The sequence below is a fragment of the Gammaproteobacteria bacterium genome (genome assembly GCA_029884425.1).
GTDB lineage: Bacteria > Pseudomonadota > Gammaproteobacteria > S012-40 > S012-40 > JAOUHV01.
Map to the genome: position 1 here is coordinate 55,758 of JAOUHV010000005.1, position 23,037 is coordinate 78,794.

Here is a 23,037-nt window from a genome sequence, read left to right on the forward strand (position 1 = left end):
TAGTGGCAAATGCGTCACAAAATATACTCTGCCGAAAGCGTAGGATAACCCATTGTATTTATAGAAAAAAAATTTCTCCGTAGATCAAATATTAATTTTGTCACACATATTAAGCTTTGTATTACAAAAGTTGTTGAAAAAACGGTCGATGCAGTATTAAGGCCCGCTTTCTGCAGATGTAACTGTTGGACTGAACAAGGATTTGGCAATTTTGTCTGTCTGAATGTTGCACATTAACGGCGCTGAACCCAGGACGGTGACTCGTACTCTGTGATTGTTAATTGGACTGTCTATGTCAAAAGCTAGCAAACCTGTGATCCATAGGTTGCGGTGCTGCGTTTTAGTGGCATTGCTGGCTTTGCCGTTGCTCAGTTGGGCGGAGGACCGGGTGATGTCAGTCTATACGATGGGAGCTGTGACCATCCTGCCAAGTGTAGGCCTGGAATACCGGCATGACGATAATATTTTTTCCGCCAACCAGGGTCAGAAGGCATCTGATGTAGGTGTAGCAAATTCGAGCATTGCCGCCAAAATCAGCAATGATATTAGCGAGGGCGCGCTGTTGTACTCGGTAGAGAAAGGCACTTATCAAAGCAGCCCCGAGGATGACTATCTGGATCAGCGAGCAGGACTTGGTTTTCATCATGCGTTTCGGCGATGGGCCATCATTGATCTCGCGTTAGGGCAAGATCAGTTGCACGAAGCGCGTGGGCAAGGTTACAGCCAGGGTAAAGCTGATTTACTGCCAGCGCCGGATTTATATGTCACAGATACGGCGAATTTCCTGTTTCGGCTGGGGACGCGGCGATCACAAGGTATGTTTGAATCGCAATTGGCGGGAACTTCGCTGCGCTATACCACACGTGAGGCACAAACCGCGGGCCGGAATAACGATTACATTTCCGGACGACTGACCTACCATTTTAATCTTTCCAGCAAAACCAGTTTGCTCGCAGAAACGCGTTATGGGCAGTACGACTACATCAACGAAACCTCGCTCATTCGTCGTGACAGCAGTGAGCAGCACTATTATCTCGGGTTGTCGTGGGAGCTCAGTAGTCTTAGTCGAGGTTCCATCAGAGTCGGACAGCAAAAAAAGATATTTGTTGATCAGGCATTGATGGCGGATAGCAGCAATAGTTGGGAAATGAAGCTGTTCTGGAAGCCAACACCACTGGCGAGCATCAAATTCGGTACGTCTGCAAAAAATCAGGAAAGTGTGGGAATGGGCAGTCATGTTTACAGTGAGGCTGGATTTTTCGCGATCAAAAACTCACTGACCAAGCGGTTGGGCATGGATATGAGTACGCAAATCACCAAGAACAGCTATCGCCCAAGCGGACGCAACGAGCTGTTGGGAGCAGTTGCAGCCAAAGTGATTTATAGCTCGAATCGCTGGATACATCTAGATTTCGGCATAGATCATGAACAACGTAGAAGTGACCAGGCGATGATGAATTATCGCCGAAGCATCGTCAGCATGGGGATTCGAATCAGTCCGAAAGATGATTAAGCCAAACGTAGCACGGATATGGATTGGGATATGGCTGTGCTTGCTGGTGGCAAGTGCTGGTGCGTTTGATCGCGCCTACACATTGGGTACCGGTGATGTAGTGTCTATTCAGGTATTTGGTGAACCGGAATTAAGCCTGCAATTGCGCATTGATGACAGTGGAAATATTGCCTATCCCCTGTTGGGAGAGTTACCCATCGCTGGTCAGACATTGAATGGACTGGAACAAATTTTGATTACTCGCCTTAAAGGTGGCTATCTGATCGATCCCAAAGTCAGTGTGTCGGTGATCGAATATCGGCAGTTTTTCATAAATGGCGAAGTCAGCAAGCCCGGAGGGTATCCATACATTCCCGGTTTGACTTTGCGCAAGGCGATTGCTCTTGCCGGCGGCATGACTGAATTGGCGTCGGTTGATCGTATTACCTTGATTCGTGAACACGATGTATCACGCACCGAAGTTTCAGTAGATATGGAAGCCAAGGTATTGGCTGGCGATATCATTACGGTTAAAGAATATAAAAAAATATTTATTCATGGCGAAGTAAGGAAACCGGGAAGCTATGGTTATAGCCCTGACTTGACCGTGAGAAAAGCGATCGCGTTGGCTGGCGGTTTAACTGAGCGAGGTTCGGAAGGCAAGGTGACATTGCAGCCGGACAACGGAACAGGAAAGCGCGTCGAATTGCTGGACGAAAAAGTGACCCCCGGGGATTTAATAACCGTTGGTGAACGGTTTTTTTGAGGGATGTAGGTGAAAAAACAGGATCATGCACGGCAGGAGCAGCCTGACGACGAGATCGACCTGCGCGAATATTGGCGAGTAATTAATCGACGCAAGTGGTCGATATTGGCGTTCGCCGGTAGTGTTTCACTGATTACCACGTTGGTGGTCTATTCTTTATCCCCGATATATCAGGCGACAGCGACTGTATTGATCGAATCGCCACAAAAAAATGCGACCAGTTTGGAGGAGGTTTATGGACTGGAACGAGTCGGCAATGAGTTTTTCAAAACCCAAGTCGAGATACTGAAATCCCGCGAATTGGTTGATCGAGTTGTCGGTGAACTAGGGCTGTTGGAGAATCCTGAATTTTCCATGAAAAACAATAATGGATATCGGGAGAAGTTAGCATCTATTCTTCCATTTCTCCATCAGCCAGAGAAGGAATTAACAGTTGAAGAGCGGAAAAATGAGATTGTTCGTAGCATCTCGAGTAGTTTGAATGTTTCTGATATTCGCGGTACCCAGCTTGCCAAAGTTAGTTTTGAAAGCCATGACCCGGTGATGGCAGCCAAAGTAGCTAATAAATTTGTCGATGCCTACATTGAGTACAATTTTGATATTCGTCTGGCAGCCCGAGACAAGTCATTGGCATGGTTAAATGAACGGTTGGGGCCGCTTAAAAATTCGTTGTCTGAGTCAGAAAAAAAGCTGCAGCAATATCGTGAACAGCAAGGGTTGGTGGATGTCGAGGGTGTCAGGAGTCTGGTAGCCAAAGAATTGAATGAAATCACCGTGGATTTTGTTGAAGCCAGGACAAAGCGGGCGCAGCTGGAAAACGTGCTTCAACAAATTGGAAATGGTGATGAATGGATCAACAATCCGACGATACTAAATCACCCTGCGATGCAGAAATTGATTGGTCAGCGGGCCGATGCAGAGCAGCAGTTGTCCGAATTGGGGAAAAGGTATGGGGCAAAGCATCCGAAAATGGTTGCGGCACAGAACCAGCTTCTGGCCGTTCAGAAAAATATGCAGCAGCAGCTTTCAGGTGTGGTTGAAAGCATTAAAAAGGATTACCTGATAGCAAAAAATAATGAAAATTCGCTACAAAAAAACATGGATAAAGTAAAGGAAGAAGTCCAGGATATAAATCGCAAGGAGCATCAGCTTAATGAGCTTGTGCGAGAGGTGGATGCCAATCGCAAAGTATATGAGTCATTTTTAACCCGGTTTCAGCAAACGGGAGCACTTGGAAGTTATGATCAGGTGAATATTCGTTTGGCTGAAGCTGCGGCCGTCCCTATTTCTCCATCAAAGCCTAACAAAAAACTTATTATCGCACTGTCATTTATGGCAAGTATTATGTTGGCTGTTATGGCTGCTTTCTTTCTTGAGTTTATCAATAACGGTGTTCGCCGGATTGAAGATGTTGAAAATAAATTGTCGCAGCGATTGCTGGGTATTGTTCCCCAGGTTGCGGTTGATGATGAAAGCAGACTAAAACCAGAGAGCATATTTTCGGATGAAAATCTTCGTTCTATGGCGGAGTCAATGCGTGCCGTGAGAACGGCCATGTGTCGTTCAGGTGCGGAAAAATCCAAAATTATTTTGGTCACATCCTCTTTGCCTGGCGAGGGGAAGACGACGGTGTCATGCGCGCTTTCCTATGCATTCGCGCAGATTGAAAGGGTGCTGTTGATTGATGCGGATATGCGGAAGCCATCGGTTAGTAAACTATTTTCCATTCCGCATAAGCATAGGGGCTTGAGCAATCTGATTGTTGGTGAGCCCAATGTTAGGGATTGTTTTTTAGTGCAGCCAAATGCCAATCTGACGGTTGTTCCATCTGGGGTTGTTCCTGCAAATCCATCGGAGCTTCTATCTAGCGATCGGTTTGCTATGATGCTGAAAAAATTGGCGAAACATTACGATCGAATAATTATTGACTCACCACCGATTCATGCAGTCAGTGATGCACTGATTATTTCTCGTCTGGTGGATGAGGTGGTGTATGTCGTTAAATCGGATGCGACGCCCTTGCCGGTTGTGAAGGAAGGTATTGCCCGTTTGCAGCAGGCGGATGTCAAAATGGCCGGGGTTGTTCTGAATCATTTTAACGTACGAGAGGCTGATTACTATCAGTACTACTATGGCAGTTACGACTACACTACAGCAAAGAGCTAGGCGATTGTGTTTGTAGGAAAGATGAAAAAAATCGTAATTGTATTTGTCATGGTTTTCATCGCATATGTTGTCGTTCAGGCGAGTCGAATATTTTTAAGCAGTGCCAATGCATCCAGTGTTTACGCCCAGATTGCTTATTTGGAGTCCAAGCCATCGGTAGATGGCTTTCAGTGGCAAACTTTGGCGGAGAAGCTAAGTTTTTCACGTTGGCTGAATGGGGATAGCCCAGATTATCGTGATGTAGAGCAAATGCTTCTGCTGCGGTCGGGTGAAGTGCGGCCTGGAAGTGTCCTGGAGCAATATCGATTACTGCTCAGGCAGCGGCCTTCGTGGCCCTATGCATGGTTAAATCTTCTGGTAGCCAAAGGTCACGCCAAAGAGTTTGATGAAGAATACCATCACGCCTGGGCGCGGCTGGCGGTGTTGGCACCGTGGGTCAAAAAAGTGAATGCCGCACTTCTGGTGGAAGGTTTGCGTGATTGGGATGAATTGGACGACGCTACCCGTGCATTGGTAGTCGATGTTGTCGCAAACGGCTTGTCTATGCATCCCTCAATTGTCGACGTACAGTTGAAAGAATATCAACGGAGGTTCCAGCTTTGTGCGGAACTGGAGGTAAATCAACGCGCCGTGCTGTCATGCACTGACGATGCATCATTCGATGCCGTTTTATCAACAGGCGACGAAGCGCATGAGTAGTCCTTATTTCTCTCATGAACGATGTGGTGTTGAGAAAGCGATTTTTACATTGCTGCTGGTCGTTTTGTTTATTGCGCCATGGCCACTGGGAAGTAATCGGGATTGGGCATGGCCGGTGATTTCTGTCTTGCTGGCGATTGCCGCCTTGCTCTATGTTTGTTTTTACGGTATTTGCTTCACGGCCAGTGCGGCGCTGCGACAGGCGCGCTGGGCTGTTGCTTGTTTTTTGTTGCTCATTATCTGGCAAGTGCTGCAATCGTTGCCATTACCTACTGCTTGGATAAATGCTCTGTCGACTGGTGCGGCACAACTTTATTTGGCAACAGATGCGCGACTGGAAAATGTGCCGTTATCGCTTGACGCTTATGCGACGTCGCTGGCTTGGATGAAGACGCTGACTTATGTGCTGATGTTTGTGTTGTTGTTGCAACTGACAACCAATCGAACTCGTCTTCAATGGTTGTTTGGGGTGGTGGTGATCAGTGGCTTGTTGCAGGCGTGTTATGGCAGTTTAATGGCGTTGACCGGCGCGTCTCAGGGTGTCTTTATTCAAAATAATGATGTTTCATCAGCCACAGGCAGTTTTGTGAATCGCAATCATTTTGCGGGGTTCCTAGGTTTGTGTCTGGCAATGGGCACGGGCTTGTTGGTGGCAAAATTATCAACGACACCGGCAACAAATTTGCGCCAGTTTGCGCGCCAATCCCTTGTTACATTGCTGGGTGAAAAGGCGCGTCTACGCCTAGCGCTGGCGATGATGGTGATTGCATTGGTGCTGAGTCACTCCCGAATGGGGAATAGCGCATTTTTTATCAGTTTGTTGCTGACGAGTGTGCTGGCGTTGGTAGTGCTGTGGTGGCGACGCAAGCGCAATGGCAATCGGCGACATCATCGTCACTGGCGACCGGTGATATGGCTAGTGACCAGTTTGATGGTGATTGACATTGCGATTGTTGGTGCATGGTTTGGGGTCGATCGAGTGGTTGAGCGCTTGCAAAATACCTCCATGCAGACTGAGTCCAGGGATGAGGTTAATCAGTACGGAATGGCGGTGCTGGAGGATTATTGGCTCACTGGGGTGGGCGGCGGAGCCTATTACGTGGTGTTACCAGGCTATCAAGATGAGAAATTCACTGGATTTTATGACCAAGCTCACAATGATTACCTGCAGTTTGCCATAGAACTGGGGGTGCCGGCCGCTATAGTTTTGGCAATGGTGGTGTTTTTGGCGCTGGCGGCGGCTTTGAAGGCGCTGTTGTTGCGCCGTTCCACGTTTTATTTTGGGGTGGCATTTGCAGGATTTATGGCTGTTTCGGGTTTATTGATGCACTCATTTGTCGATTTCAATTTGCAGATTCCTGCCAATGCGCTTTATTTTGTGACTGCGTTGGCGTTGTGTTTTATCGCTGAAACACTGGAGTCGAAGCGCTACCATCGTGGCGATGTGCCCACCCATGGAGAGCATTCATCATGAAAAAATATCTGGTTGTGCTGATTTTGTTTGGCTGGTTGTTGGGTGCGCCAGTTCATGCCGGTGTGGCAGAGGATATTCGTGCTGGGGTGTCGTACAAAACGGCAATTGCCAAAGGTTTGCGGGCGGGTGAAACTATTGAACAGGTGTTGCGACAAGCGTTATTTGCTGCCCCCAAGCAAAAAGCGGCGGTGCTTGCAGCTGCATTAAATACTGCGCCGAAGATGGCTGATCGTATTGTGCGTGCCGCTATTGGCATGGGTATCCATGCGGGCGATATGGTGAAACTGGCGGTGCGGGTTTTGCCAAAGCAATCTGAGCTGATTGTTGCGGCGGCGGTTGATGTTGCTCCAGCGAAATTGTCGCAAATATTAAAAGGCGCAGTGGCGGGTGGAATGTCGCAAGCTTCTGCAGTGGAAGCGGCAATAAAGCAAATGGGTAATTTGGCGATGGAGGGTCCGATGACTGCGGCATTGCGAAATAACAAAGCACTGGACGCAGTAGAGCCCGAGCTGGAAGAAGACGCCGTTGCGATGCCGGTAATGATTGTTATTCCGCCCAGCCGTGGTGGTGATGCGGATGTGGTTAGTTTTAACTAGGTTCGTCAGTGCGGTTTGGATTCGCTGATGAACGGTTGTGGGTTGCCTTGAATGCGCTGGATGCGTTTAGCCCTTTCTCTTTCCCAATCGCTGACAGGATCTGCACTGTTCCATTCATTAAATAATTGGCGTTGCTGATTATTGATTGGCAGTCCATACGTTTTTTCAAAATAAAAATAGGTTCTGGCAATATCTCCCCGCAACGCGGGCGCAGGCTCGGTAATTTTTGCACGACTATTGACTTCAAAATCGCAGGCGCCGTAGCGGCGTTCTTCGCCTTCAATTATGCCAAATGGGAAATTGCCCCGCTCGCTGTTGAGTTCGCCCACTGCAGGAACGAGATTGTATAAATCGCTGACCATGGCGTTGAACATCGGGTCGACTTTGCTGCAGCAATTTCGACCATTGAGCCATTTGCCATTGTTCTTCTGGCATTGGGAAAACTCGCGTGGATTTTTCCAGCACTGTCGCGTGTGACCAAAATCATAGGCGGGGACGACGTGTTCCCATTCGACATGCTGGCCGCGGCGCGGGTCTTTGGCGGCCTTGTAGCCGCACTTTTCAGCGGACACATTTTTCTTCGCATCAAAATCACAGCCGCAATAAAAGGTAGTGCGGCGATCGGCGTAAATTCCTTCAGCGAGTTTTTTTGCCTCCTGAAAGGAGCCAATGGCATGCGGCAGGGGAGGCTCTTGGTGCGAGCTGCAACCCATCAATAGAAACAGGCATATACAGGCGTAAAACGATTTCATGGGACATCCAGGCCGTTGGTGGATGGGATTGTAACGTCTTGAGCCGGGCGAAAACAGGCTCTGTGGCGCTTTGGCTAGGAAAAATAGCGGTCTAACGATACAATCAATCTGGATTGAGTCACCATTGGAGTCGGTTGGTTGGAGAGATGAGAGCGCTTATATTTGTTACGGTTATTGCTATTGCCGCCTTTATCATCATACAGAGCATTAAAACGCCGCCGGAAAGCATGATGAGTGAGAAGGATAAGATTGAGCGATTCCTGACCGATTACACCTTCAATACGCCTGCAGAAATTACCGTGTTGCATGACCAGGAATCGTTGGATCAGGATACCCGAATGCGGGTCAGAACCCTGTTGTTGAAGAGTAACGAGGAATATCTGCCGATGTCGCCGCGGATTTCGGATCAGGCGGACCGGGTGTTGGGCGCGCTTAAATCCACGGTTTCTGGCTATGACTTTGGTGTGCCGGTGGAGGGTGGTGCCAGCTACTTTCAGTGGCTATCGCCAACCTCAGAATGGAAAGTGTCATCACTCCAGACCGACAAAGGTCATTTTTCGCTGTGGGAACGGCGCGCTGATGTGTATCAGTTGACCAATTGATTTGTTGTCAGCGCGTCGCTGACAATGGCGCAGATGCCGTTTTTTCGGTGTCTGCGTTGACTTGATGAGCAATTAAGTTTGCGTTAAGCCCCTACCAAGCACAATCAGGCAACAAAAATATCTTGCCGCTGTTCCGGCGTGAACTGTTGTGTGGCTGAGTAGGGAGATGAGGCGCATGAAACAGATCATACCGTGGCTGTGGTTACTCGTATTGTTCCCCATCGTCGTGTTGACGATATCCAATCCAATAAAAATTCTATTGCCCCAGCTGGCTGGCGTGAAATGTGTCGAGACCTGGCTTTGCGTGGAAGATCTTGCTCAGGCGGATAAAGCTCGGCAGTTGTATTTGCGGGCATTGGGGCGAGTGGAAAATAAATTATCCGCATTTCAGAACAAGCCTTTGCTGGTTTTTTGTACAAGCCAGTCGTGTTTTTCCAGTTTTGGTTTTAAAAATGAGGCCGGGCAATCCATCGGTAGCATGGGTGCGGTGATTGCACCGCGAGGCTGGCTGCTGCATTTTGTGGAGCATGAGCTTATTCATCAATGGCAGGCGCAGCAGTTTGGGGTGGCGGCGACCTGGGCGGCACCCCGGTGGTTGTCCGAGGGAATGGCTTATTCCATGAGTGGTGATCCCCGACACCAATTGGTGGCGCCGTATCAAGGCTATCGCGAGATATTCGAAGCAAAGTTTAGCCATTTGTCCAAAGATGTATTGCTGTTGATGTTGCGAGCGTCGTTTTAATTAGCAGCACTTTTTTGCAAAAGAATGGGTGTTGCAGTTGTCACATTCTTGTAGTGAAACTATGATCATATTGGCCTTGTTTAAAGGCGTATACAAAATCAATAGATGAGAAAACCTATGAGTTCCGAAGTTGTTTCCGGTGAGGGTCTTGTTCCAGGCCGTACTTTGCTAGGTGTTGCGGAACACAGTCAGCGTTATGGTTTACAAAACGAGTTGCATGTGGGTGCAGTTGAGTTGTTGAGTGCCCCAGTGCAAATTTCGCATTTGGCATTGTTGTGTCACAGTGGTCGCGCGGATGACGAGCGAAAATTAATTGCTGAGTTGTGCGAGCGTTTTGGCGTGTCGCCACCAACAGCGCAAAACTCGCATTTTAATGCGCAGTTAGGCATGTTCAAATTTAATTGGGAAAGACATACCGAGTATTCCACCTATACCTTTTTTCATGCGGCGCCGTTTGATGTGCCGTTTGCCGAGCCGCCGATAAAATTGGTGCCCAAGGATTGGCTCGCCAAATTGCCAGGTGAAATTATTGTGGCGGTAAACATTGCGATGGAAGACCGGAAGCGTCCTCGCCGTACGCTGGAGGAGTTGGCAGCGGTATTTGCCTCGAATACTGTCATCGGGGCGGAGGTGGCAGCGGGTAGTGCGGTGGTGTGGACGGATAACCAGATTCACCGGGATGGATTCGGGCGGATATTGATCCATGATGTGGATTTGAAAAAACGCCAGGCAGGACGATTGGTGCAGCGTCTGCTGGAAATCGAAACGTACCGTATGCTGGCGATGTTGCCTGTGCCGTTGATGCGCAGTTATATTCCGTTGTTGCCTACATTCGACCAGCGTCTTGCGCAGTTGACGGGGGATAATATCCGGGTGGGCTGCATTGAGGATGAGCAGCGACAATTGAATCAATTAATGGGGCTGGCGGCAGAAATAGAAAGTATTTTTGCCAAGACGCATCAACGGTTTAATGCCTCATCCATGTACTACGAAATTGTTCGGCTGCGAATTTCCCAGTTGCGCGAGAAACGCATACAGGGTTTGCAGATGTTCGAGGAATTCATGGAACAGCGATTGTCTTCCGCCATGGGGACGTGCAAGCTGGTGAACCAAAAGCTGGAGACCTTATCAACCCGGGTTGAGCGAGCCTCGTCATTGTTGCGCGCGCAGATAGAAATTTCGATGGAAAAGCAAAGTCGCGATTTGTTGCGTTCGATGGATGAGCGGGCGCGGATGCAATTGCGTTTGCAAGAAGCTGTTGAAGGTTTGTCCATTGTGGTCCTCAGCTACTATTTGCTGGGATTGGTAACCTATGGATTGAAAGCGATCAAAGCCAGCGGATTTTATTTGGATGTCGAGGTGGCAACCGGCGTGGCGATTCCTGTTGTGGTGGGCGTTGTGTACATGTCAGTCAGTCGGTTTCGTCGCCGTGCCCACAAACGCAGCACTGAATAAGATTCGATTTGTCTGTTGCAGAGAAGGCGCAGTGAGATACTGCGCCTTTTATTTTTCTAGGGGCTGACTTTCCACAGAGCCGTCATGCCGGCGGTAATGTGGTCAGTGACATGGCAGTGAAACATCCATTCTTCGGCGGCATTGTCGGCAATCATGTCGACGGTTTTCATGCTGGTGGGTAGTAGTTCGACGACATCGGTACGGCGGCCATTTTCCAGTACGGTCTCACCATGCCAGTGGGCGGTGTGTAGATCGACTTCGGTTCCCATGCCCAACAAATACCAGCGGACCTTCTCGTTCTTCTTCGCCTCCAGGCCAGGTAGATTGGCAAAAATATAACCGTTGATGGCGTGCTTAAGATTGGACTCTTCCTTTTGTTCGTCGCTTAATTCGACAAACTCGCCGCCGCCTGCCATGCGGTGCATGTCGCGCTCGCTGTGGTGGCGCTCGTGCATGCCATTTTTGGTGGTGGCAATGGGCACGGCTTCGCGGCCATTTTCGTCGAAGATCATGAACATGGTGGTGAACTCGCGATCAACATCTTTGGGGCGGGGATCGGATTCGCTGCGAGTCATGCCTTTTTTGGTGATAACGATGGAGCCGATCAGACCATCATAAATTTCGGTGACCGAATCCACATGCGAATGGTAGGCCCAGACGATGGAGGACGGGTCGCTCGGGCCGGGGGCTGAACCGCTGTCAGCAGTCCAGGTGTAGGTGTATTTTTCCCCTGGTTTCACTGCGGAGCCGGGCTCACCATGCATGCCAGCACCTTCGTTATTTTTGTCGTAATGAACGCCGTGAGGATGAATGCTCAGGGGTTTATCGGCTTTGTTGTAAAAGTGGACTTTGATGGTGTCACCCTCTTCGGCGCGAATTTGTGGGCCGAGCATGCCCATCCAGGCAGGTTGCTCTACCGGCTGGCTGAAGCTGGCATCGGAATATTGCAGGTAACGATATTTTTTGTAGGTGGTTTGATAACCCCAAATACCCATGCCCATCTCGGGATGCATTTGGTTTTCGCCACTGGGGGCGTAGTCCCAGTCGACTTTTTCGGCGCTGATCCAGTATTCGCGGGTTGCGGCGCTGGCGCTGGTTGTTACGCAGGAGAGCAAAAGGCAGGCGCAAAGTAGCAGTTTTGACTTCATTGGTGAATTTCCAGGCTATGTCTCAATAATGGCCGGGATTATGCCTTTGGCGGAATATAAACGCAAATGATTCTCATTAACTATGGAAGACAAAAAAAACAGCGCCCTGAGGCGCTGCTGAAGGGGGTAAGGCGATTATTGCAGTGAGCTGAGTTCGATTTTGTCCTGGCGGCTGGGGGCGTGGTTGAGGTCGTGAACAATTCTCGCCAGGGTGCGAACATCGGTGCCGGCGTTTTTGTCGCTGATGATTTGCTGCAGTCTGGTTTTGTCCTGATTGGTGGCACTATGCTGCAGATTGATAATGGCCTGGGCGACGGAGCGCTCGGCCGGTGTATTGCTGGTGCCATCGACAATCTTTTGCAGCGTTTGTTTTTCTTGGGTAGAAGGGAAGTGATTGACGTTCATCAGAATTTTGGCCATGGCCTGGACGGCTGGCGAGGTTTGTTTGGCTTGTTCGCTAGCCATGACATCGCTGAGAAGATACATCGATGTGACGACGGCTACACACAGGCTGAATAGTGACTTCATGCGGACCCTCCAATAGTTGTGCTGAAGACTGTTGTAACTATAGGCGAAATATTAGTTGAGCATAAAGGTTTGTTGCTGCTGCTCAAACCGCTTAAAATTAGGGGATTGGGCTTAGGTGCGAGGTGAAATATGGAAAGTTGTTTGGTAGTGACGGCCTTAGGGCGGGATCGTCCGGGAATAGTGAAATCGTTGACCAAGGCGTTGACTCGTCATCAGGCCAATATTTCCGAAAGCCGCATGACGGTGCTCGGTGGGGAATTTGCGGTGATGATGCTGGTCGCGGCGTCAGATGCGGCAATTGCCAGTCTGGAGCAGGAACGCCCCGCGCTGGAGAGCGAACTGGGCTTGAACATTCACATGAAGCGCACGTTGCCCAGGCCGTTGGCATCCGGGGTGGTGCCCTATGTGGTGACCGTGGTGGCGATGGATCATCCGGGTATTGTGCATGATGTGACCGACTTTTTTGCAGCCAAGGGGCTGAATATCGAAAGTCTGGAAACCACCAATTATGCGGCAGCGCATACCGGGACGCTGATGTTTTCGCTGAGTATGGTGGTGGCCGTGCCCAGCGCCATCAAGGCGTCGCAATTGCGCAGCCAATTTGTTGATTTCTGTGACGATCTAAATCTTGACGCGACTCTGGAATTGCACGATTAGGAGTGAAGTATGCCAACCTATGATTACAAATGCGAAGCCTCCGGTCAGGTGGTGGAAGTAAAGCACCGGATGAGCGAAACGGTGGAAACATGGGGACAGTTGTGTGAGCTGGCGGGAATTTCTCCTGGCGAGACGCCACTGACCGCGCCAGTAAAGCGTTTACCCACTGGCGGCAATATTGTGAAATCGGGTGGTGGGGAGTCTGTGCCGCCGTGTCAGATTGGCGGCGGTTGTCCGGGCGGAGGCTGCGGTAGCTTCTAGCAGATGTCCGGCCCTCTTTTCGATCATTTGGCGCAACGGTTTGCCAGCAATATCTACGACAGCCCCAAGGGTTGGATTCGGCTGCAGCTATTGCTCGAGGATCTGGCGTCGCTGCCGGGCTACGAGCAGGGAGGCTGGTCGGTGCTGGATGGCGGCTGTGGTCAGGGCAATGCTGCCGAGTTTTTGCTGGCGCGGGGGCATACGCTGGATCTGTGCGATATCTCCGAACCGATGCTGGAGGTGGCGCGTCAGCGGTTGCAGGATTATTCAGCGGATCGGGTGAGATTTCATTGTTTGCCCGTGGAGCAGTTGGCTTCGCAGTTGCCGGGGCCATACGACTTGATTTGTCTGCATGCGGTGCTGGAGTGGTTGCCGGATCCCAGGGCGGGTTTGACGGCGGCACTGTCGTTGCTCAAGCCCGGCGGTCATTTGTCCCTGCTGTTCTACAATCGGGATGCGCTGGAATATCGGCACTTGCTGCACGGCAATTTTAATCGCCTGAAGCGGCCGCTGGAGGGGTTTGGCGGCACGCTGACGCCGATCAATCCGTTGATTCCGCAGGAAGTGGAGCAATGGGTGTCCCAGGCGGGCCTGGAGATCAAGGTTCGTACTGGTATGCGGGTGTTTTTTGATTACATGCAGCCTGCGATCCGCAAGGAGCGTTCGTTTGAAGACGTGTTTGCCATGGAGCGCCAATACAGCCGTCGACAGCCGTTTCTATATCTAGCGCGTTATATCCATTTGCTGTGTGAAAAGCGCTAACCGAATCAGCGCCCGGCCATTTTGTCCTTGATGCGGTTGAACATTTTCTCGGTATCTTTGTCTACTATCTGAACTTTTTTGTTGGAGAGTTCTTTTTCCACATCCATCATCTTGTCGATTTCAGTGATGACGATGCGTGATAGGTGAGAACCATTGAATTCGGTTCGCTGACACTTCTTTTTAATTTCCTGGATGATCTGGAGGAAGATTCCGTGTTCTTCTGACAATAGCTGGTGCTTGTCCTGAAGTCGCTTGTGATCGACCTTCAATTTGGCCAATTCGCGGCGCTCGCTTTGTAGTTCCATGACTTTGTCCATTTCCAGCTTGAGCAGGCGTTTCTGGTTGAGGACTTCGTGTTCCTGCTGCTGGACGCGCATTTCGGCGTCTTCGATTTTCCGTTTTATTGACATGGTGTTGTATTCGGCAGTGATCCACACGCCCAGGAACAGCAGGATGAAGAATATACCGATGATGACGAGTGAGTTCAGTTCCATGAGTATTGTTTTCTGAGGTTGGTCCCAAGGTTATCGATGAAACTGGCTTGAAGCTTTACCTGTGAATGCCAAATTGTGACCAATTAGTCGATGATTTTTACGGAAATGCGTTCGTCCAGGCCGGCGAGGGCGTGGCTGAAAGCCTGAGGTTTTTGCCGTATAATGGCCGGCATGGGTGTGGATATCTAAAAACTCTTTGTTTTCAAATTGATAGGAGTGTTTATGCGGGATATGTTGCGGTTTTTGGGGTATGGCATCAGTTCGCTGGCGGTGATTTTTTTGCTGATTTACGTGAGCTCCAGTGAGTCGGGCGCCGGTGGCGGCGGGTTGCTGTTGGCTCTGTTTTTGGTGGTAGTCGTGCCGGTTGTGCTGGGGATTGCGCTGGTCAATCGCGCCAAGCGCAAGGAAGCTGCACAGGAGAGACGCTAAGCCTTTTCCCGAAAAGGCATGGTTGAGGCCGTCATTTTTTTGGCAAATTTGTAAATTTATATCTTATAAAAAAACTCTATAAAGCGATTGATTGCGATTATGGGTTGCTAGGTTCTTGATCGCAAATGGTGATTTTTTGTTCGATACGGTTTTGTCGCGATTTTGCCGGCTTTTGTGGTGCTGGCATAGTCGATGCACCGTCCATTTTGAGGCTTAAGCAGTTTGTTTTTTAGCCGAATTGCTTAGTGAAGGGGCTCCCCTTTCGACTTTTACGTTAAGGAGGCTTGAAATGGATATGGTGGGTTATATGGCGGAGATTGTGTTGGTGTCTTTCTTGGTGGGTGGAGTGGTTGGCGCAGTGATTACGGCGCATCTGTTGGTGAAGCCACGCCAAGTTAGTGCGACCGAATCAGAAGCTGTTCCTGTTAAGGTGAAGGCCAAGCGTTAGTTCAGGTGTCGTTGCTCTGTGGAGGAGCGTGCTGATCCAGATTCGGGGTTTCGTTGGTCGGTATTTTGTAACTTTCGTCTGCCCAGGCGCCCAGGTCAATAAGCTTGCAGCGTTGGCTGCAGAATGGTCGCCACTTGGATTGATTATTCCAGGCAACATCCTGTCCGCAATGAGGGCACTGAACAATGGTGGTCATAGCGAACAGCTACTTAGCAGAAATTGAACGTCTTTTTTTAGTGCAGTGGGGCGACTGGTGCCGTTAGGTTTTAGGAAGTGAATAGTAAAACGGTGCTGGCCCCCACTGATTTCTGCGCACAATTCTTCTTGTTCTTTTATCTCTACGCGAATCATGTTGTATGTTGATCCTGGGTCAAGAGTGGCCTGATAAAAGCCGTTTTTGGCGGTCAACTCTTGTGGAATAGAGCTTTCTCTCAGAATTCGCAGTAGCAACTGTGTGCCGGTTTGAAGTGGTAAAAACTCGGCAAGCCACTGATCAATATCATTGAGACGGGTCTGACGCGGTGAATTCAGCCAGTGTGCAAAGCAGGGCACGTCCAGCGAGGTGGCTCCACCGGGAACGTTCTCTTTTTGTTTGAGCTGATTGATAAGATCATTTTTGCGAAAAATTTCACCTGGCTTGCCGGCCTGCGCGCGCAATGCAGAAGCTGTTTGGCGCAACTCATCACGTATCGCGCTGAGTTTTGATGCATCAATATTTTTGTGTTGCGTGTAGCGACCGAATAGCGCGTAAAAGCGGTCGCAGTCTTTGATCATTTCAGTTTTGGTGTCCGGCCGCTGATGAAATACCTGCTGAATGCTGAGTAATACGCGGATGGCGTTACGTGAACTCCAAATGCAATCATCGCGGCGGTAGTGGTCGAGTTCAGCAAACAGGGCCTCCAGGCGCAGAAATGTGCGCAGGCGTTCTTGTAACGGAACTTCGAAAACATTGGCACTGGGCTTGTTATCTTCTGGCGTCATAGTGGTATTCGCGAATTGCGTAAGCCACGCGGGCGTTGCTTCTGGTTGGGTAGGCAGGACGCTGGTGTCGGATTTCTGTTTATCTCCAAAGCTGGATGCACGAGCGGAAGTGCCTTTATGTTGGGCGAGTAGCCGGTATTTCTTGTCCAGTCTGTCTACCGCGTTATAGAGAGAGTCGATATCGCCAATATTATGAATGACATCGTCGGCAAACGAAAGGCGGGTTTTACGCGTGGCTTGTGTCGCAATGATGGCTTGTATTTCTTGGCGCGAACAGCTGTCGCGCAGTGATGCGCGGCAAATCTGTTGTTCTTCGGCGGAATCAATGACCAGAACGCGGTCAACGGTTTGATGTTGTCCGGATTCGACCAGTAGTGGAATCATGAAAACGCAGTAGGGCGCCTGCATGGTGCTGGTTCTTTCCTGCATTTCGCGCTGGATTAGCGGATGCAGGATATCTTCGAGCGTCTTGCGCAACTCGGGGTTGGCAAATGCCAGTTCGCGTAACCGCTTGCGATCGATGTGCCGCTCGGGATCCAGAATGTCATGGCCGGCGCGAACAATGATTTGCTGATAACCAGCCTGGCCAGGTTCGCACAGATCTCTGGCTACCTGGTCAGCGTCAATCACTGGAATGCCCAGTGCCTGGAAACGGGCGCCGGCGGCGCTTTTACCGCTGCCAATTCCTCCGGTTAGACCGACGATCAGCATAATCAATTCGCTCCGTGCAGCATGTTTGTGTAGGCGCGCGTCATGTCATCCCCCCAGAGTAGCGCAATGAACCCGGCTGAAGCAAGGTAGGGGCCAAAAGGGATTGGACGATCCTTGTCGTGCTGTTTGAAGGCGATCAGTGATAATCCTACCAGCGTCCCGCACAGTGACGAGAGCAATATGATCTGAGGTAACATTTGCCAGCCTAGCCAGGCCCCGAGCAGGGCGAGTAATTTAAAATCGCCATGTCCCATGCCTACTTTGCCGGTTATCAGTCGGTGCAGATGAAATACACTCCACAGCAGCCCATAACCCGCAACTGCGCCCATAATACTATCGATGCTGTTGGTAAAGAGTGATTGTGTGCTCAAAATTAACCCAAGCCAGAGGAAAGGCAGGGTGATGGCATCGGGGAGTAACAGTTGGTTCAGGTCAATGAAGGTCAGGCAAATCAATGCCCAGGTGAGCAACAGTGCAGCCAGTCCCTGAGCGCTCAGTCCAAAGTGGTATGACTAGTGTGGTGAGTGACGCGCTGAGCAGTTCGATCAGTGGGTAGCGTGCGGGGATGGAGTGAGCGCAATGGCGGCACTTTCCCCGTTGCAACAGAAAAGACAGCAGCGGAATGTTTTCGGTGATTCCAAGGGGGTGCTTGCACGCTGGACAATGTGATGCGGGTAGTGCCAGGGATAGTTGTGCAGTCTCGGATGTGGGCGAAACAGCGTCGTCTTGTGCCTGAATCAACATAAGAGGGAGGCGATAAATGACTACGTTAAGGAAGCTGCCAATGATTAATCCGAGGACGGCAGCAGTGCCCAACAGCAGGCTGGGATGGAGATTGAGGGTTGTGCTTAGTTCGTCCATGGGGTGTGTTTAGTGAACACGTCTCCAGATGTGTGGCCTTAACAATTGACTGAAAAGCATACAGTTTTAGACGAAGTTTGCAAAGACCTACAAACAGAGCGGCTAAATGGCGATTTCAGTGCGATACGCCCGGTAGCGACGGAAAACGTCACTGGCTTGAGCGTTCTGTGATCATTTTTGGTTATTTGGGGGCGTGTTCTCGGCAGTAAAAACGATTACCGTGCTTTTGCACGGCGACGTGCTCGGGTAGGTGGGCTCCACACTGAGTGCAGCGGACCATTTTTTGTTGGTCTTGCTGTGGCGGTATGTTCTGTTGGTTTTGAGCTTGATTCTTGCGCAGGTAATTTTTGATCATGAACCAAGCGATCCAGACCAAGAGGCCAATAGCGAGTATGCGCAACAAAGTCATAATAGTTTCCGTGTTAAATAATGCGGGGCTGGTCGGGGTGAGAGGATTCGAACCTCCGACTTCTGCCTCCCGAAGGCAGCGCTCTACCAGGCTGAGCTACACCCCGTCGTGCTTAATGGTTCCGGTTTACTGCGAATTCTGCTAGCGAAATCAATGCCGTTTTATAGGGCGACGGCGGGATCAAATCAAGCTGCGAGGTGGCCAACAGGGCTTCTTGCTGCGCAGCCTTGATCGTGTAGTCGATGGCCTTGGTGTCGTGAATGGCCTGAATGACGGCATCGATATGGTCGCGACCGCCCTGCTCAATGGCATTGCGAATCAGGGTGCGCTGCTGCTCATTGCCAACGCGCATGGCATAAATCAGTGGCAGGGTGGGTTTGCCTTCGGCAAGGTCATCACCGACGTTTTTGCCCATTTCCTCGCTGCTGGAGGTGTAATCCAGTGCGTCATCAATCAGTTGGAAGGCGGTGCCCAGGTGCATGCCGTAGCTGGCCATGGCGCGGATTTCGCGTTCACTGCGCTGTGCCAGGATTGCGCCCAGCTGCGATGCTGCTTCAAACAGCTTGGCGGTTTTGTAGCGGATGACTTCCAGGTAGCGTTCTTCGGTGGTGTCGGGCTCATTGCAGTTCATGAGCTGCATGACCTCGCCTTCGGCGATGACATTGGTGGCGTCTGACAAAACGGCCATAATGCGCATGGAGTTGGCTTCTACCATCATCTGGAAGGCGCGAGAATAGAGGAAATCGCCTACCAGTACGCTGGCGGCGTTGCCAAACAGGGCGTTGGCAGTCTCGTTGCCCCGGCGCATGTCGGACTCGTCGACCACGTCATCGTGCAGCAGGGTCGCGGTATGGATGAATTCCACCACGGCTGCCAGCAGGGTATGATGGCTACCTTGGTAGCCAAAGGCGCGAGCGCTCAGTAGCAGGAGCTTGGGGCGTAGCCGTTTGCCGCCGCTGCTGATGATGTAATGGCCTAGTTGGTTCACCAATGCAACGTCTGATTGCAGCCGGGTACGGATGTGTTTATCCACCGCCTGGGTGTCGGTGGCGATTAGCGAGTTGATCTCCGAAACGCTCATGTGCTCGACTTCGGAAGAACGTTGTTTAACCGTATCTAGATGCATTGGGACACAAACTGTTAAAAAGCCTTAGAAAATAGTCGAGCGATTATATAGAATACGGGCTGGTCGTTAAAACGATATTTTTTGATCAGGCCGATTGACGGCAAAAGCCTTAATTTGTACAATTGCGCCCCTTTCATTGACCTGATGTCAAGTGGAGTAAACGAATAATGTATGCGGTTATCAAAACCGGTGGTAAGCAATATCGCGTCACCGAAGGACAAACCATCCGTGTTGAGAAGTTGGAAACCGAAAAGGGTTCTACTATCGACCTGAACGAAGTTCTGATGGTTGCTGATGGCGAAGCCATCAAAATTGGTACCCCATTTGTTGCCGGCAGCAAGGTTTCTGCCGAAGTGACTGCTCACGGCCGTGCGGACAAGATTACTATCATCAAGTTCCGTCGCAGAAAGCATCACCGTAAACAGATGGGTCATCGTCAGTATTTTACTGAATTGAAGATCACTGGTATCAGCGCTTAAGGCGTACCGGTATCCGAGAAACAAGAGGCTGTAAGAAATGGCACATAAGAAAGCAGGCGGCAGTACACGTAACGGTCGCGATTCGGAATCCAAGCGCCTTGGTATCAAGCGCTTTGGCGGTCAGGAAGTATTAGCAGGTAACATCCTGGTGCGTCAGCGCGGTACCAAATTCCATCCTGGAAGCAATGTGGGTCGTGGTAAAGATGATACTTTGTTTGCAACTGCGGATGGCCGCGTTGTATTCGAGGTAAAAGGCCCTAAGAACCGCAAGTTCGTTAGCGTCGTATCCGCATAAGTTTCAGGTTGCTTCTGCAATCTCGTGGATTTCCGCGTGGGTTGCTAGAGGGATGCTGACACAGTGAAAAGGTCCCTGAAGGGGCCTTTTTGCGTTCTGGCTGTAAAATTACGTGGCTGAAAAATTATGAAATTCGTCGATGAAGTAGTGGTAACTGTTGAGGCTGGCAAGGGTGGCAATGGCTGTGTCAGCTTTCGTCGCGAAAAATATATTCCCAAAGGTGGTCCTGACGGTGGGGATGGTGGAGATGGTGGCAGTGTTTTTCTGGTCGCCGACGAGAACCTGAACACGCTGACAGATTACCGTTTTCAGCGTTTTTTCAAGGCGCAGAACGGCGAAGGCGGTATGGGGAAGAATTGTACCGGCGCCAAAGGTGAAGATTTCTACATGCCGGTGCCGATCGGGACGGTGGCTACCGACGTGACCACCGAGGAGCTGATTGGTGATTTGACCCGTCATGGTCAGGTGCTAAAAGTGGCTCAGGGTGGGTTTCATGGTTTGGGTAATACCCGCTACAAGAGCTCTACCAATCGCGCGCCGCGTCAGTGTACGCCGGGCTCGCCGGGCGAGCGCCGTGATCTGAAATTGGAGCTGCGGGTGTTGGCAGACGTGGGTCTGCTGGGCATGCCCAATGCGGGTAAGTCTACGTTTATTCGCGCTGTTTCGGCGGCGCGCCCCAAGGTGGCAGATTATCCGTTTACTACCCTCTACCCTAATCTGGGGGTGGTGCATGTGGGTGAGCACAAGAGCTTTGTGGTGGCGGACATTCCCGGTTTGATCGAAGGGGCTGCTGAAGGTGCGGGCCTGGGTGTGCGCTTCCTGCGGCATTTGTCGCGCACGGGCCTGCTGTTGCACATTGTGGATGTGGCATCGCCCTCTGATGATCCAGTGGACAGCGTGCGTAAAATTGTCGCTGAGCTGGCTAAATACTCTAGCGAGCTGGTGGCGCGTGAGCGTTGGCTGGTGATCAATAAGCTGGACTTGTTGCCTGAAGATGAGCGCAAGGCGGCGGTTGAGCGCATTGTTGCTGAATTGGATTGGCAAGGGCCGGTGTTTGGAATTTCGGCGATCAGCGGCGGCGAAGTTAAGCCGTTGGTGTATGCAATTATGGATTATCTGGAAGCGCGCCGCGAAAATCTCAAGCCTGAAGATCGCGATGTGTTTCCTGATGATGAGGATGATTTGCCTGTCGGAGGTATGGATGAGGCGTGATCGCTGTTGGGTGATCAAGGTTGGAAGTTCGCTGGTAACCAATCACGGCGTGGGACTGGATCCGGAAGCGATTCGTTCCTGGGTGCGGCAAATCGCCGAACTTCGTCAGCAAGGTATTGATGTTGTTCTGGTTTCTTCCGGTGCGGTAGCAGAAGGTCTGGTTCGGCTGGGTTGGAAAAAGCGGCCGTCGGCGCTGCATGAATTGCAGGCTGCGGCTGCGGTCGGGCAGATGGGTTTGGTGCAACAGTATGAAAGCTGCTTTAGTCAGCACGGTCTGCACACTGCGCAGGTGTTGCTGACCCATGACGATTTGTCCCATCGGACGCGCTACCTCAATGCGCGCAGCACACTGCGGACTTTGCTGGATATCGGTGTTGTGCCTATCGTTAATGAAAACGACACTGTCGTGAACGATGAGATCAAGTTTGGCGACAATGACACCTTGGGGGCGTTGGTGACGAACCTGATTGAGGCCGAGATTCTGGTGATTTTGACCGACCAGAAGGGTATGTACACCGGCGATCCGACCCTGGATCCGACGGCGGTATTGATTGAAAAGGCCGAGGCTGGTGACGAAGCGTTGCTGAGCATGGCCGGCGGCGGCAAGCCGGGTTCGCTGGGGCGTGGCGGGATGTATACCAAGGTGTTGGCGGCGGCGCGCGCAGCCCGGTCTGGGGCGAGTACGGTGATTGCCTATGGTCGACGCCCTGGAATTTTGCAATCAGTGGCCAATCAAGAAATAGGTATTGGCACTTGGCTGATGGCGGAGCAAGAGCCCATGGCTGCACGCAAGCGCTGGATGGCGGGATACCTGCAATTTCGCGGTAGCGTGAAGTTGGACGCCGGGGCAGTGAACGTGCTGCGCAACAAGGGTTCCAGTTTGTTGGCGGTGGGAGTGGTTGCGGTGTCGGGTGATTTCAAGCGTGGCGAAGTGGTGCAGTGTCTCGGGCCGGACGGTTTGGAAGTGGCGCGGGGGCTGATCAATTATTCGGCTGAAGAAGCGCGCAAGATTGCGGGCAAGCCAAGCGATGAAATTGCGCGGCTACTAGGGTATGTGGGTGAACCTGAGTTGATTCACCGCGACAATCTAGTCGTTATGTGAGTATTGGTGTGTGGCCACTTCCGTTGGGGGTGGCTGCAGGCAATAAAAAAGCCGCTTTTCAGCGGCTTTTTTATATAAAAACGTGCAAATCTGCAATTACATTGCGCGAATGCTGTCGTTCAGACGGGATTTGTAACGAGCAGCGGTATTCTTGTGCAGAATGCCTCTGTTAGTCATGCTATCCAGTACTGGTGCAGCTGCGGCAAAGGCAGCCTGAGCGGCTTCTTTGTTGCCAGTGGCGATGGCAGCACGCACTTTTTTCACGAAGGTACGCATCTTAGAGCGTTGGCCGACGTTACGCTGACGACGGTCCTCGGCTTGACGAGCACGTTTTTTGGCTTGTGGAGAGTTAGCCAAGGTCTTTCTCCCGTTAAATTCTGTTCCAAAGAG

At 50.9% G+C, this 23,037-nt stretch carries 26 protein-coding genes, 1 tRNA gene and 1 pseudogene; 18 read left to right on the forward strand and 10 right to left on the reverse strand.

Going from position 1 to position 23,037, the window contains the following annotated elements; genetic code table 11:
* Positions 1 to 391: 391 nt before the first annotated feature.
* The 6 genes from OEW58_02315 to OEW58_02340 are packed head-to-tail and all read left to right on the forward strand — an operon-like array spanning position 392 to position 7,193.
* Positions 392 to 1,513, forward strand: a complete 1,122-nt coding sequence (locus tag OEW58_02315; GenBank protein ID MDH5300180.1) for an outer membrane beta-barrel protein — start codon at positions 392 to 394, stop codon at positions 1,511 to 1,513.
* Positions 1,514 to 1,559: 46 nt separating this feature from the next.
* Positions 1,560 to 2,258, forward strand: a complete 699-nt coding sequence (locus tag OEW58_02320; protein ID MDH5300181.1) for an SLBB domain-containing protein — start codon at positions 1,560 to 1,562, stop codon at positions 2,256 to 2,258.
* Between the two features lie 9 nt (positions 2,259 to 2,267).
* Positions 2,268 to 4,424 (forward strand): polysaccharide biosynthesis tyrosine autokinase, encoded by a 2,157-nt coding sequence (locus tag OEW58_02325; protein MDH5300182.1) that lies wholly within the window; start codon positions 2,268 to 2,270, stop codon positions 4,422 to 4,424.
* 21 nt (positions 4,425 to 4,445) lie between these two features.
* Entirely contained in the window at positions 4,446 to 5,123 is a 678-nt protein-coding gene (locus tag OEW58_02330; protein ID MDH5300183.1) for a hypothetical protein, read from the forward strand.
* On the forward strand, positions 5,116 to 6,597 hold the full coding sequence (locus OEW58_02335; protein MDH5300184.1) for an O-antigen ligase family protein: 1,482 nt from the start codon (positions 5,116 to 5,118) through the stop codon (positions 6,595 to 6,597). The genes OEW58_02330 and OEW58_02335 overlap by 8 nt, the downstream gene beginning before the upstream one ends.
* Positions 6,594 to 7,193 carry a hypothetical protein gene (locus OEW58_02340; protein ID MDH5300185.1) on the forward strand — a complete coding sequence of 200 codons (600 nt, stop codon included), beginning with the start codon at positions 6,594 to 6,596 and terminating at the stop codon, positions 7,191 to 7,193. Before OEW58_02335 ends, OEW58_02340 begins: the two co-directional genes overlap by 4 nt.
* A gap of 5 nt (positions 7,194 to 7,198) precedes the next feature.
* On the opposite strand, the gene OEW58_02345 is transcribed toward OEW58_02340, so the two are convergent.
* On the reverse strand, positions 7,199 to 7,945 hold the full coding sequence (locus OEW58_02345) for an endonuclease (protein MDH5300186.1): 747 nt from the start codon (positions 7,943 to 7,945) through the stop codon (positions 7,199 to 7,201).
* 146 nt (positions 7,946 to 8,091) lie between these two features.
* Here OEW58_02345 and OEW58_02350 point away from each other — a divergent pair, with 146 nt between their 5' ends.
* The 3 genes from OEW58_02350 to OEW58_02360 all read left to right on the forward strand — a co-directional run bounded on the left by OEW58_02350 (position 8,092) and on the right by OEW58_02360 (position 10,744).
* Complete coding sequence (locus OEW58_02350; GenBank protein MDH5300187.1) at positions 8,092 to 8,547, forward strand: hypothetical protein; 456 nt, start codon at positions 8,092 to 8,094, stop codon at positions 8,545 to 8,547.
* 175 nt (positions 8,548 to 8,722) lie between these two features.
* A complete protein-coding gene (locus OEW58_02355) occupies positions 8,723 to 9,289 on the forward strand; it encodes a hypothetical protein (protein MDH5300188.1) in 567 nt (188 codons plus the stop codon).
* Positions 9,290 to 9,406: 117 nt separating this feature from the next.
* On the forward strand, positions 9,407 to 10,744 hold the full coding sequence (locus OEW58_02360; GenBank protein ID MDH5300189.1) for a DUF3422 domain-containing protein: 1,338 nt from the start codon (positions 9,407 to 9,409) through the stop codon (positions 10,742 to 10,744).
* 56 nt (positions 10,745 to 10,800) lie between these two features.
* Here the strand turns inward: OEW58_02360 and OEW58_02365 are convergent, their stop codons facing one another.
* Both OEW58_02365 and OEW58_02370 read right to left on the reverse strand, forming a co-directional pair.
* Positions 10,801 to 11,892 carry a multicopper oxidase domain-containing protein gene (locus OEW58_02365; GenBank protein ID MDH5300190.1) on the reverse strand — a complete coding sequence of 364 codons (1,092 nt, stop codon included), beginning with the start codon at positions 11,890 to 11,892 and terminating at the stop codon, positions 10,801 to 10,803.
* 135 nt (positions 11,893 to 12,027) lie between these two features.
* A complete protein-coding gene (locus tag OEW58_02370) occupies positions 12,028 to 12,420 on the reverse strand; it encodes a hypothetical protein (GenBank protein MDH5300191.1) in 393 nt (130 codons plus the stop codon).
* Positions 12,421 to 12,549: 129 nt separating this feature from the next.
* Here OEW58_02370 and OEW58_02375 point away from each other — a divergent pair, with 129 nt between their 5' ends.
* From OEW58_02375 to OEW58_02385, 3 genes are read left to right on the forward strand one after another with little or no spacing between them, the layout of a single operon-like run.
* Positions 12,550 to 13,077, forward strand: a complete 528-nt coding sequence (locus OEW58_02375; protein ID MDH5300192.1) for a glycine cleavage system protein R — start codon at positions 12,550 to 12,552, stop codon at positions 13,075 to 13,077.
* Positions 13,078 to 13,086: 9 nt separating this feature from the next.
* The gene (locus OEW58_02380; protein ID MDH5300193.1) at positions 13,087 to 13,338 is read left to right on the forward strand and encodes a zinc ribbon domain-containing protein; all 252 of its coding nucleotides are present in this window, start codon (positions 13,087 to 13,089) and stop codon (positions 13,336 to 13,338) included.
* A 3-nt stretch (positions 13,339 to 13,341) separates the two neighbouring features.
* On the forward strand, positions 13,342 to 14,100 hold the full coding sequence (locus OEW58_02385; GenBank protein MDH5300194.1) for a methyltransferase domain-containing protein: 759 nt from the start codon (positions 13,342 to 13,344) through the stop codon (positions 14,098 to 14,100).
* Positions 14,101 to 14,105: 5 nt separating this feature from the next.
* Here OEW58_02385 and OEW58_02390 read toward each other — a convergent pair whose 3' ends face one another.
* Positions 14,106 to 14,594 carry a hypothetical protein gene (locus tag OEW58_02390; protein MDH5300195.1) on the reverse strand — a complete coding sequence of 163 codons (489 nt, stop codon included), beginning with the start codon at positions 14,592 to 14,594 and terminating at the stop codon, positions 14,106 to 14,108.
* Positions 14,595 to 14,816: 222 nt separating this feature from the next.
* On the opposite strand from OEW58_02390, the gene OEW58_02395 reads away from it, so the two are divergent.
* Together OEW58_02395 and OEW58_02400 are read left to right on the forward strand one after the other, a co-directional pair.
* Entirely contained in the window at positions 14,817 to 15,023 is a 207-nt protein-coding gene (locus OEW58_02395) for a hypothetical protein (protein MDH5300196.1), read from the forward strand.
* Positions 15,024 to 15,312: 289 nt separating this feature from the next.
* Positions 15,313 to 15,471: a hypothetical protein gene (locus OEW58_02400; protein ID MDH5300197.1), complete on the forward strand. Its 159-nt coding sequence runs from the start codon at positions 15,313 to 15,315 to the stop codon at positions 15,469 to 15,471.
* A gap of 1 nt (position 15,472) precedes the next feature.
* Here OEW58_02400 and yacG read toward each other — a convergent pair whose 3' ends face one another.
* From yacG to ispB, 5 genes and pseudogenes are all read right to left on the reverse strand, one after another.
* Positions 15,473 to 15,667 (reverse strand): DNA gyrase inhibitor YacG, encoded by a 195-nt coding sequence (gene yacG / locus OEW58_02405; GenBank protein MDH5300198.1) that lies wholly within the window; start codon positions 15,665 to 15,667, stop codon positions 15,473 to 15,475.
* Complete coding sequence (gene zapD, locus OEW58_02410; protein MDH5300199.1) at positions 15,664 to 17,163, reverse strand: cell division protein ZapD; 1,500 nt, start codon at positions 17,161 to 17,163, stop codon at positions 15,664 to 15,666. Before zapD ends, yacG begins: the two co-directional genes overlap by 4 nt.
* A gap of 2 nt (positions 17,164 to 17,165) precedes the next feature.
* Positions 17,166 to 18,024, reverse strand: a pseudogene (locus tag OEW58_02415) (A24 family peptidase).
* Positions 18,025 to 18,462: 438 nt separating this feature from the next.
* Positions 18,463 to 18,539, reverse strand: a tRNA-Pro gene (locus tag OEW58_02420).
* A gap of 6 nt (positions 18,540 to 18,545) precedes the next feature.
* On the reverse strand, positions 18,546 to 19,514 hold the full coding sequence (ispB, locus tag OEW58_02425) for an octaprenyl diphosphate synthase (GenBank protein ID MDH5300200.1): 969 nt from the start codon (positions 19,512 to 19,514) through the stop codon (positions 18,546 to 18,548).
* A gap of 212 nt (positions 19,515 to 19,726) precedes the next feature.
* Here ispB and rplU point away from each other — a divergent pair, with 212 nt between their 5' ends.
* The 4 genes from rplU (at position 19,727) to proB (ending at position 22,647) form a co-directional block, all read left to right on the forward strand.
* Positions 19,727 to 20,038, forward strand: a complete 312-nt coding sequence (gene rplU, locus OEW58_02430; protein ID MDH5300201.1) for a 50S ribosomal protein L21 — start codon at positions 19,727 to 19,729, stop codon at positions 20,036 to 20,038.
* Between the two features lie 37 nt (positions 20,039 to 20,075).
* Positions 20,076 to 20,333: a 50S ribosomal protein L27 gene (gene rpmA, locus OEW58_02435; GenBank protein ID MDH5300202.1), complete on the forward strand. Its 258-nt coding sequence runs from the start codon at positions 20,076 to 20,078 to the stop codon at positions 20,331 to 20,333.
* Positions 20,334 to 20,459: 126 nt separating this feature from the next.
* Complete coding sequence (obgE, locus tag OEW58_02440) at positions 20,460 to 21,545, forward strand: GTPase ObgE (protein ID MDH5300203.1); 1,086 nt, start codon at positions 20,460 to 20,462, stop codon at positions 21,543 to 21,545.
* Entirely contained in the window at positions 21,535 to 22,647 is a 1,113-nt protein-coding gene (gene proB, locus OEW58_02445; GenBank protein MDH5300204.1) for a glutamate 5-kinase, read from the forward strand. Before obgE ends, proB begins: the two co-directional genes overlap by 11 nt.
* Positions 22,648 to 22,743: 96 nt before the next feature.
* On the opposite strand, the gene rpsT is transcribed toward proB, so the two are convergent.
* A complete protein-coding gene (rpsT, locus tag OEW58_02450; protein ID MDH5300205.1) occupies positions 22,744 to 23,004 on the reverse strand; it encodes a 30S ribosomal protein S20 in 261 nt (86 codons plus the stop codon).
* Positions 23,005 to 23,037: the final 33 nt, after the last annotated feature.

Excerpts from the sequence above, each read along its gene's own strand:
- OEW58_02315 (MDH5300180.1), top strand. The coding sequence starts at position 392 with ATGTCAGTCTATACGATGGGAGCTGTGACCATCCTGCCAAGTGTAGGC.
- OEW58_02330 (MDH5300183.1), top strand. The coding sequence starts at position 4,446 with ATGAAAAAAATCGTAATTGTATTTGTCATGGTTTTCATCGCATATGTT.
- OEW58_02335 (MDH5300184.1), top strand. The coding sequence starts at position 5,116 with ATGAGTAGTCCTTATTTCTCTCATGAACGATGTGGTGTTGAGAAAGCG.
- OEW58_02340 (MDH5300185.1), top strand. The coding sequence starts at position 6,594 with ATGAAAAAATATCTGGTTGTGCTGATTTTGTTTGGCTGGTTGTTGGGT.
- OEW58_02345 (MDH5300186.1), bottom strand. The coding sequence starts at position 7,945 with ATGAAATCGTTTTACGCCTGTATATGCCTGTTTCTATTGATGGGTTGC.
- OEW58_02350 (MDH5300187.1), top strand. The coding sequence starts at position 8,092 with ATGAGAGCGCTTATATTTGTTACGGTTATTGCTATTGCCGCCTTTATC.
- OEW58_02355 (MDH5300188.1), top strand. The coding sequence starts at position 8,723 with ATGAAACAGATCATACCGTGGCTGTGGTTACTCGTATTGTTCCCCATC.
- OEW58_02360 (MDH5300189.1), top strand. The coding sequence starts at position 9,407 with ATGAGTTCCGAAGTTGTTTCCGGTGAGGGTCTTGTTCCAGGCCGTACT.
- OEW58_02365 (MDH5300190.1), bottom strand. The coding sequence starts at position 11,892 with ATGAAGTCAAAACTGCTACTTTGCGCCTGCCTTTTGCTCTCCTGCGTA.
- OEW58_02370 (MDH5300191.1), bottom strand. The coding sequence starts at position 12,420 with ATGAAGTCACTATTCAGCCTGTGTGTAGCCGTCGTCACATCGATGTAT.
- OEW58_02375 (MDH5300192.1), top strand. The coding sequence starts at position 12,550 with ATGGAAAGTTGTTTGGTAGTGACGGCCTTAGGGCGGGATCGTCCGGGA.
- OEW58_02380 (MDH5300193.1), top strand. The coding sequence starts at position 13,087 with ATGCCAACCTATGATTACAAATGCGAAGCCTCCGGTCAGGTGGTGGAA.
- OEW58_02385 (MDH5300194.1), top strand. The coding sequence starts at position 13,342 with ATGTCCGGCCCTCTTTTCGATCATTTGGCGCAACGGTTTGCCAGCAAT.
- OEW58_02390 (MDH5300195.1), bottom strand. The coding sequence starts at position 14,594 with ATGGAACTGAACTCACTCGTCATCATCGGTATATTCTTCATCCTGCTG.
- OEW58_02395 (MDH5300196.1), top strand. The coding sequence starts at position 14,817 with ATGCGGGATATGTTGCGGTTTTTGGGGTATGGCATCAGTTCGCTGGCG.
- OEW58_02400 (MDH5300197.1), top strand. The coding sequence starts at position 15,313 with ATGGATATGGTGGGTTATATGGCGGAGATTGTGTTGGTGTCTTTCTTG.
- yacG (MDH5300198.1), bottom strand. The coding sequence starts at position 15,667 with ATGACCACCATTGTTCAGTGCCCTCATTGCGGACAGGATGTTGCCTGG.
- zapD (MDH5300199.1), bottom strand. The coding sequence starts at position 17,163 with ATGCTGATCGTCGGTCTAACCGGAGGAATTGGCAGCGGTAAAAGCGCC.
- ispB (MDH5300200.1), bottom strand. The coding sequence starts at position 19,514 with ATGAGCGTTTCGGAGATCAACTCGCTAATCGCCACCGACACCCAGGCG.
- rplU (MDH5300201.1), top strand. The coding sequence starts at position 19,727 with ATGTATGCGGTTATCAAAACCGGTGGTAAGCAATATCGCGTCACCGAA.
- rpmA (MDH5300202.1), top strand. The coding sequence starts at position 20,076 with ATGGCACATAAGAAAGCAGGCGGCAGTACACGTAACGGTCGCGATTCG.
- obgE (MDH5300203.1), top strand. The coding sequence starts at position 20,460 with ATGAAATTCGTCGATGAAGTAGTGGTAACTGTTGAGGCTGGCAAGGGT.
- proB (MDH5300204.1), top strand. The coding sequence starts at position 21,535 with ATGAGGCGTGATCGCTGTTGGGTGATCAAGGTTGGAAGTTCGCTGGTA.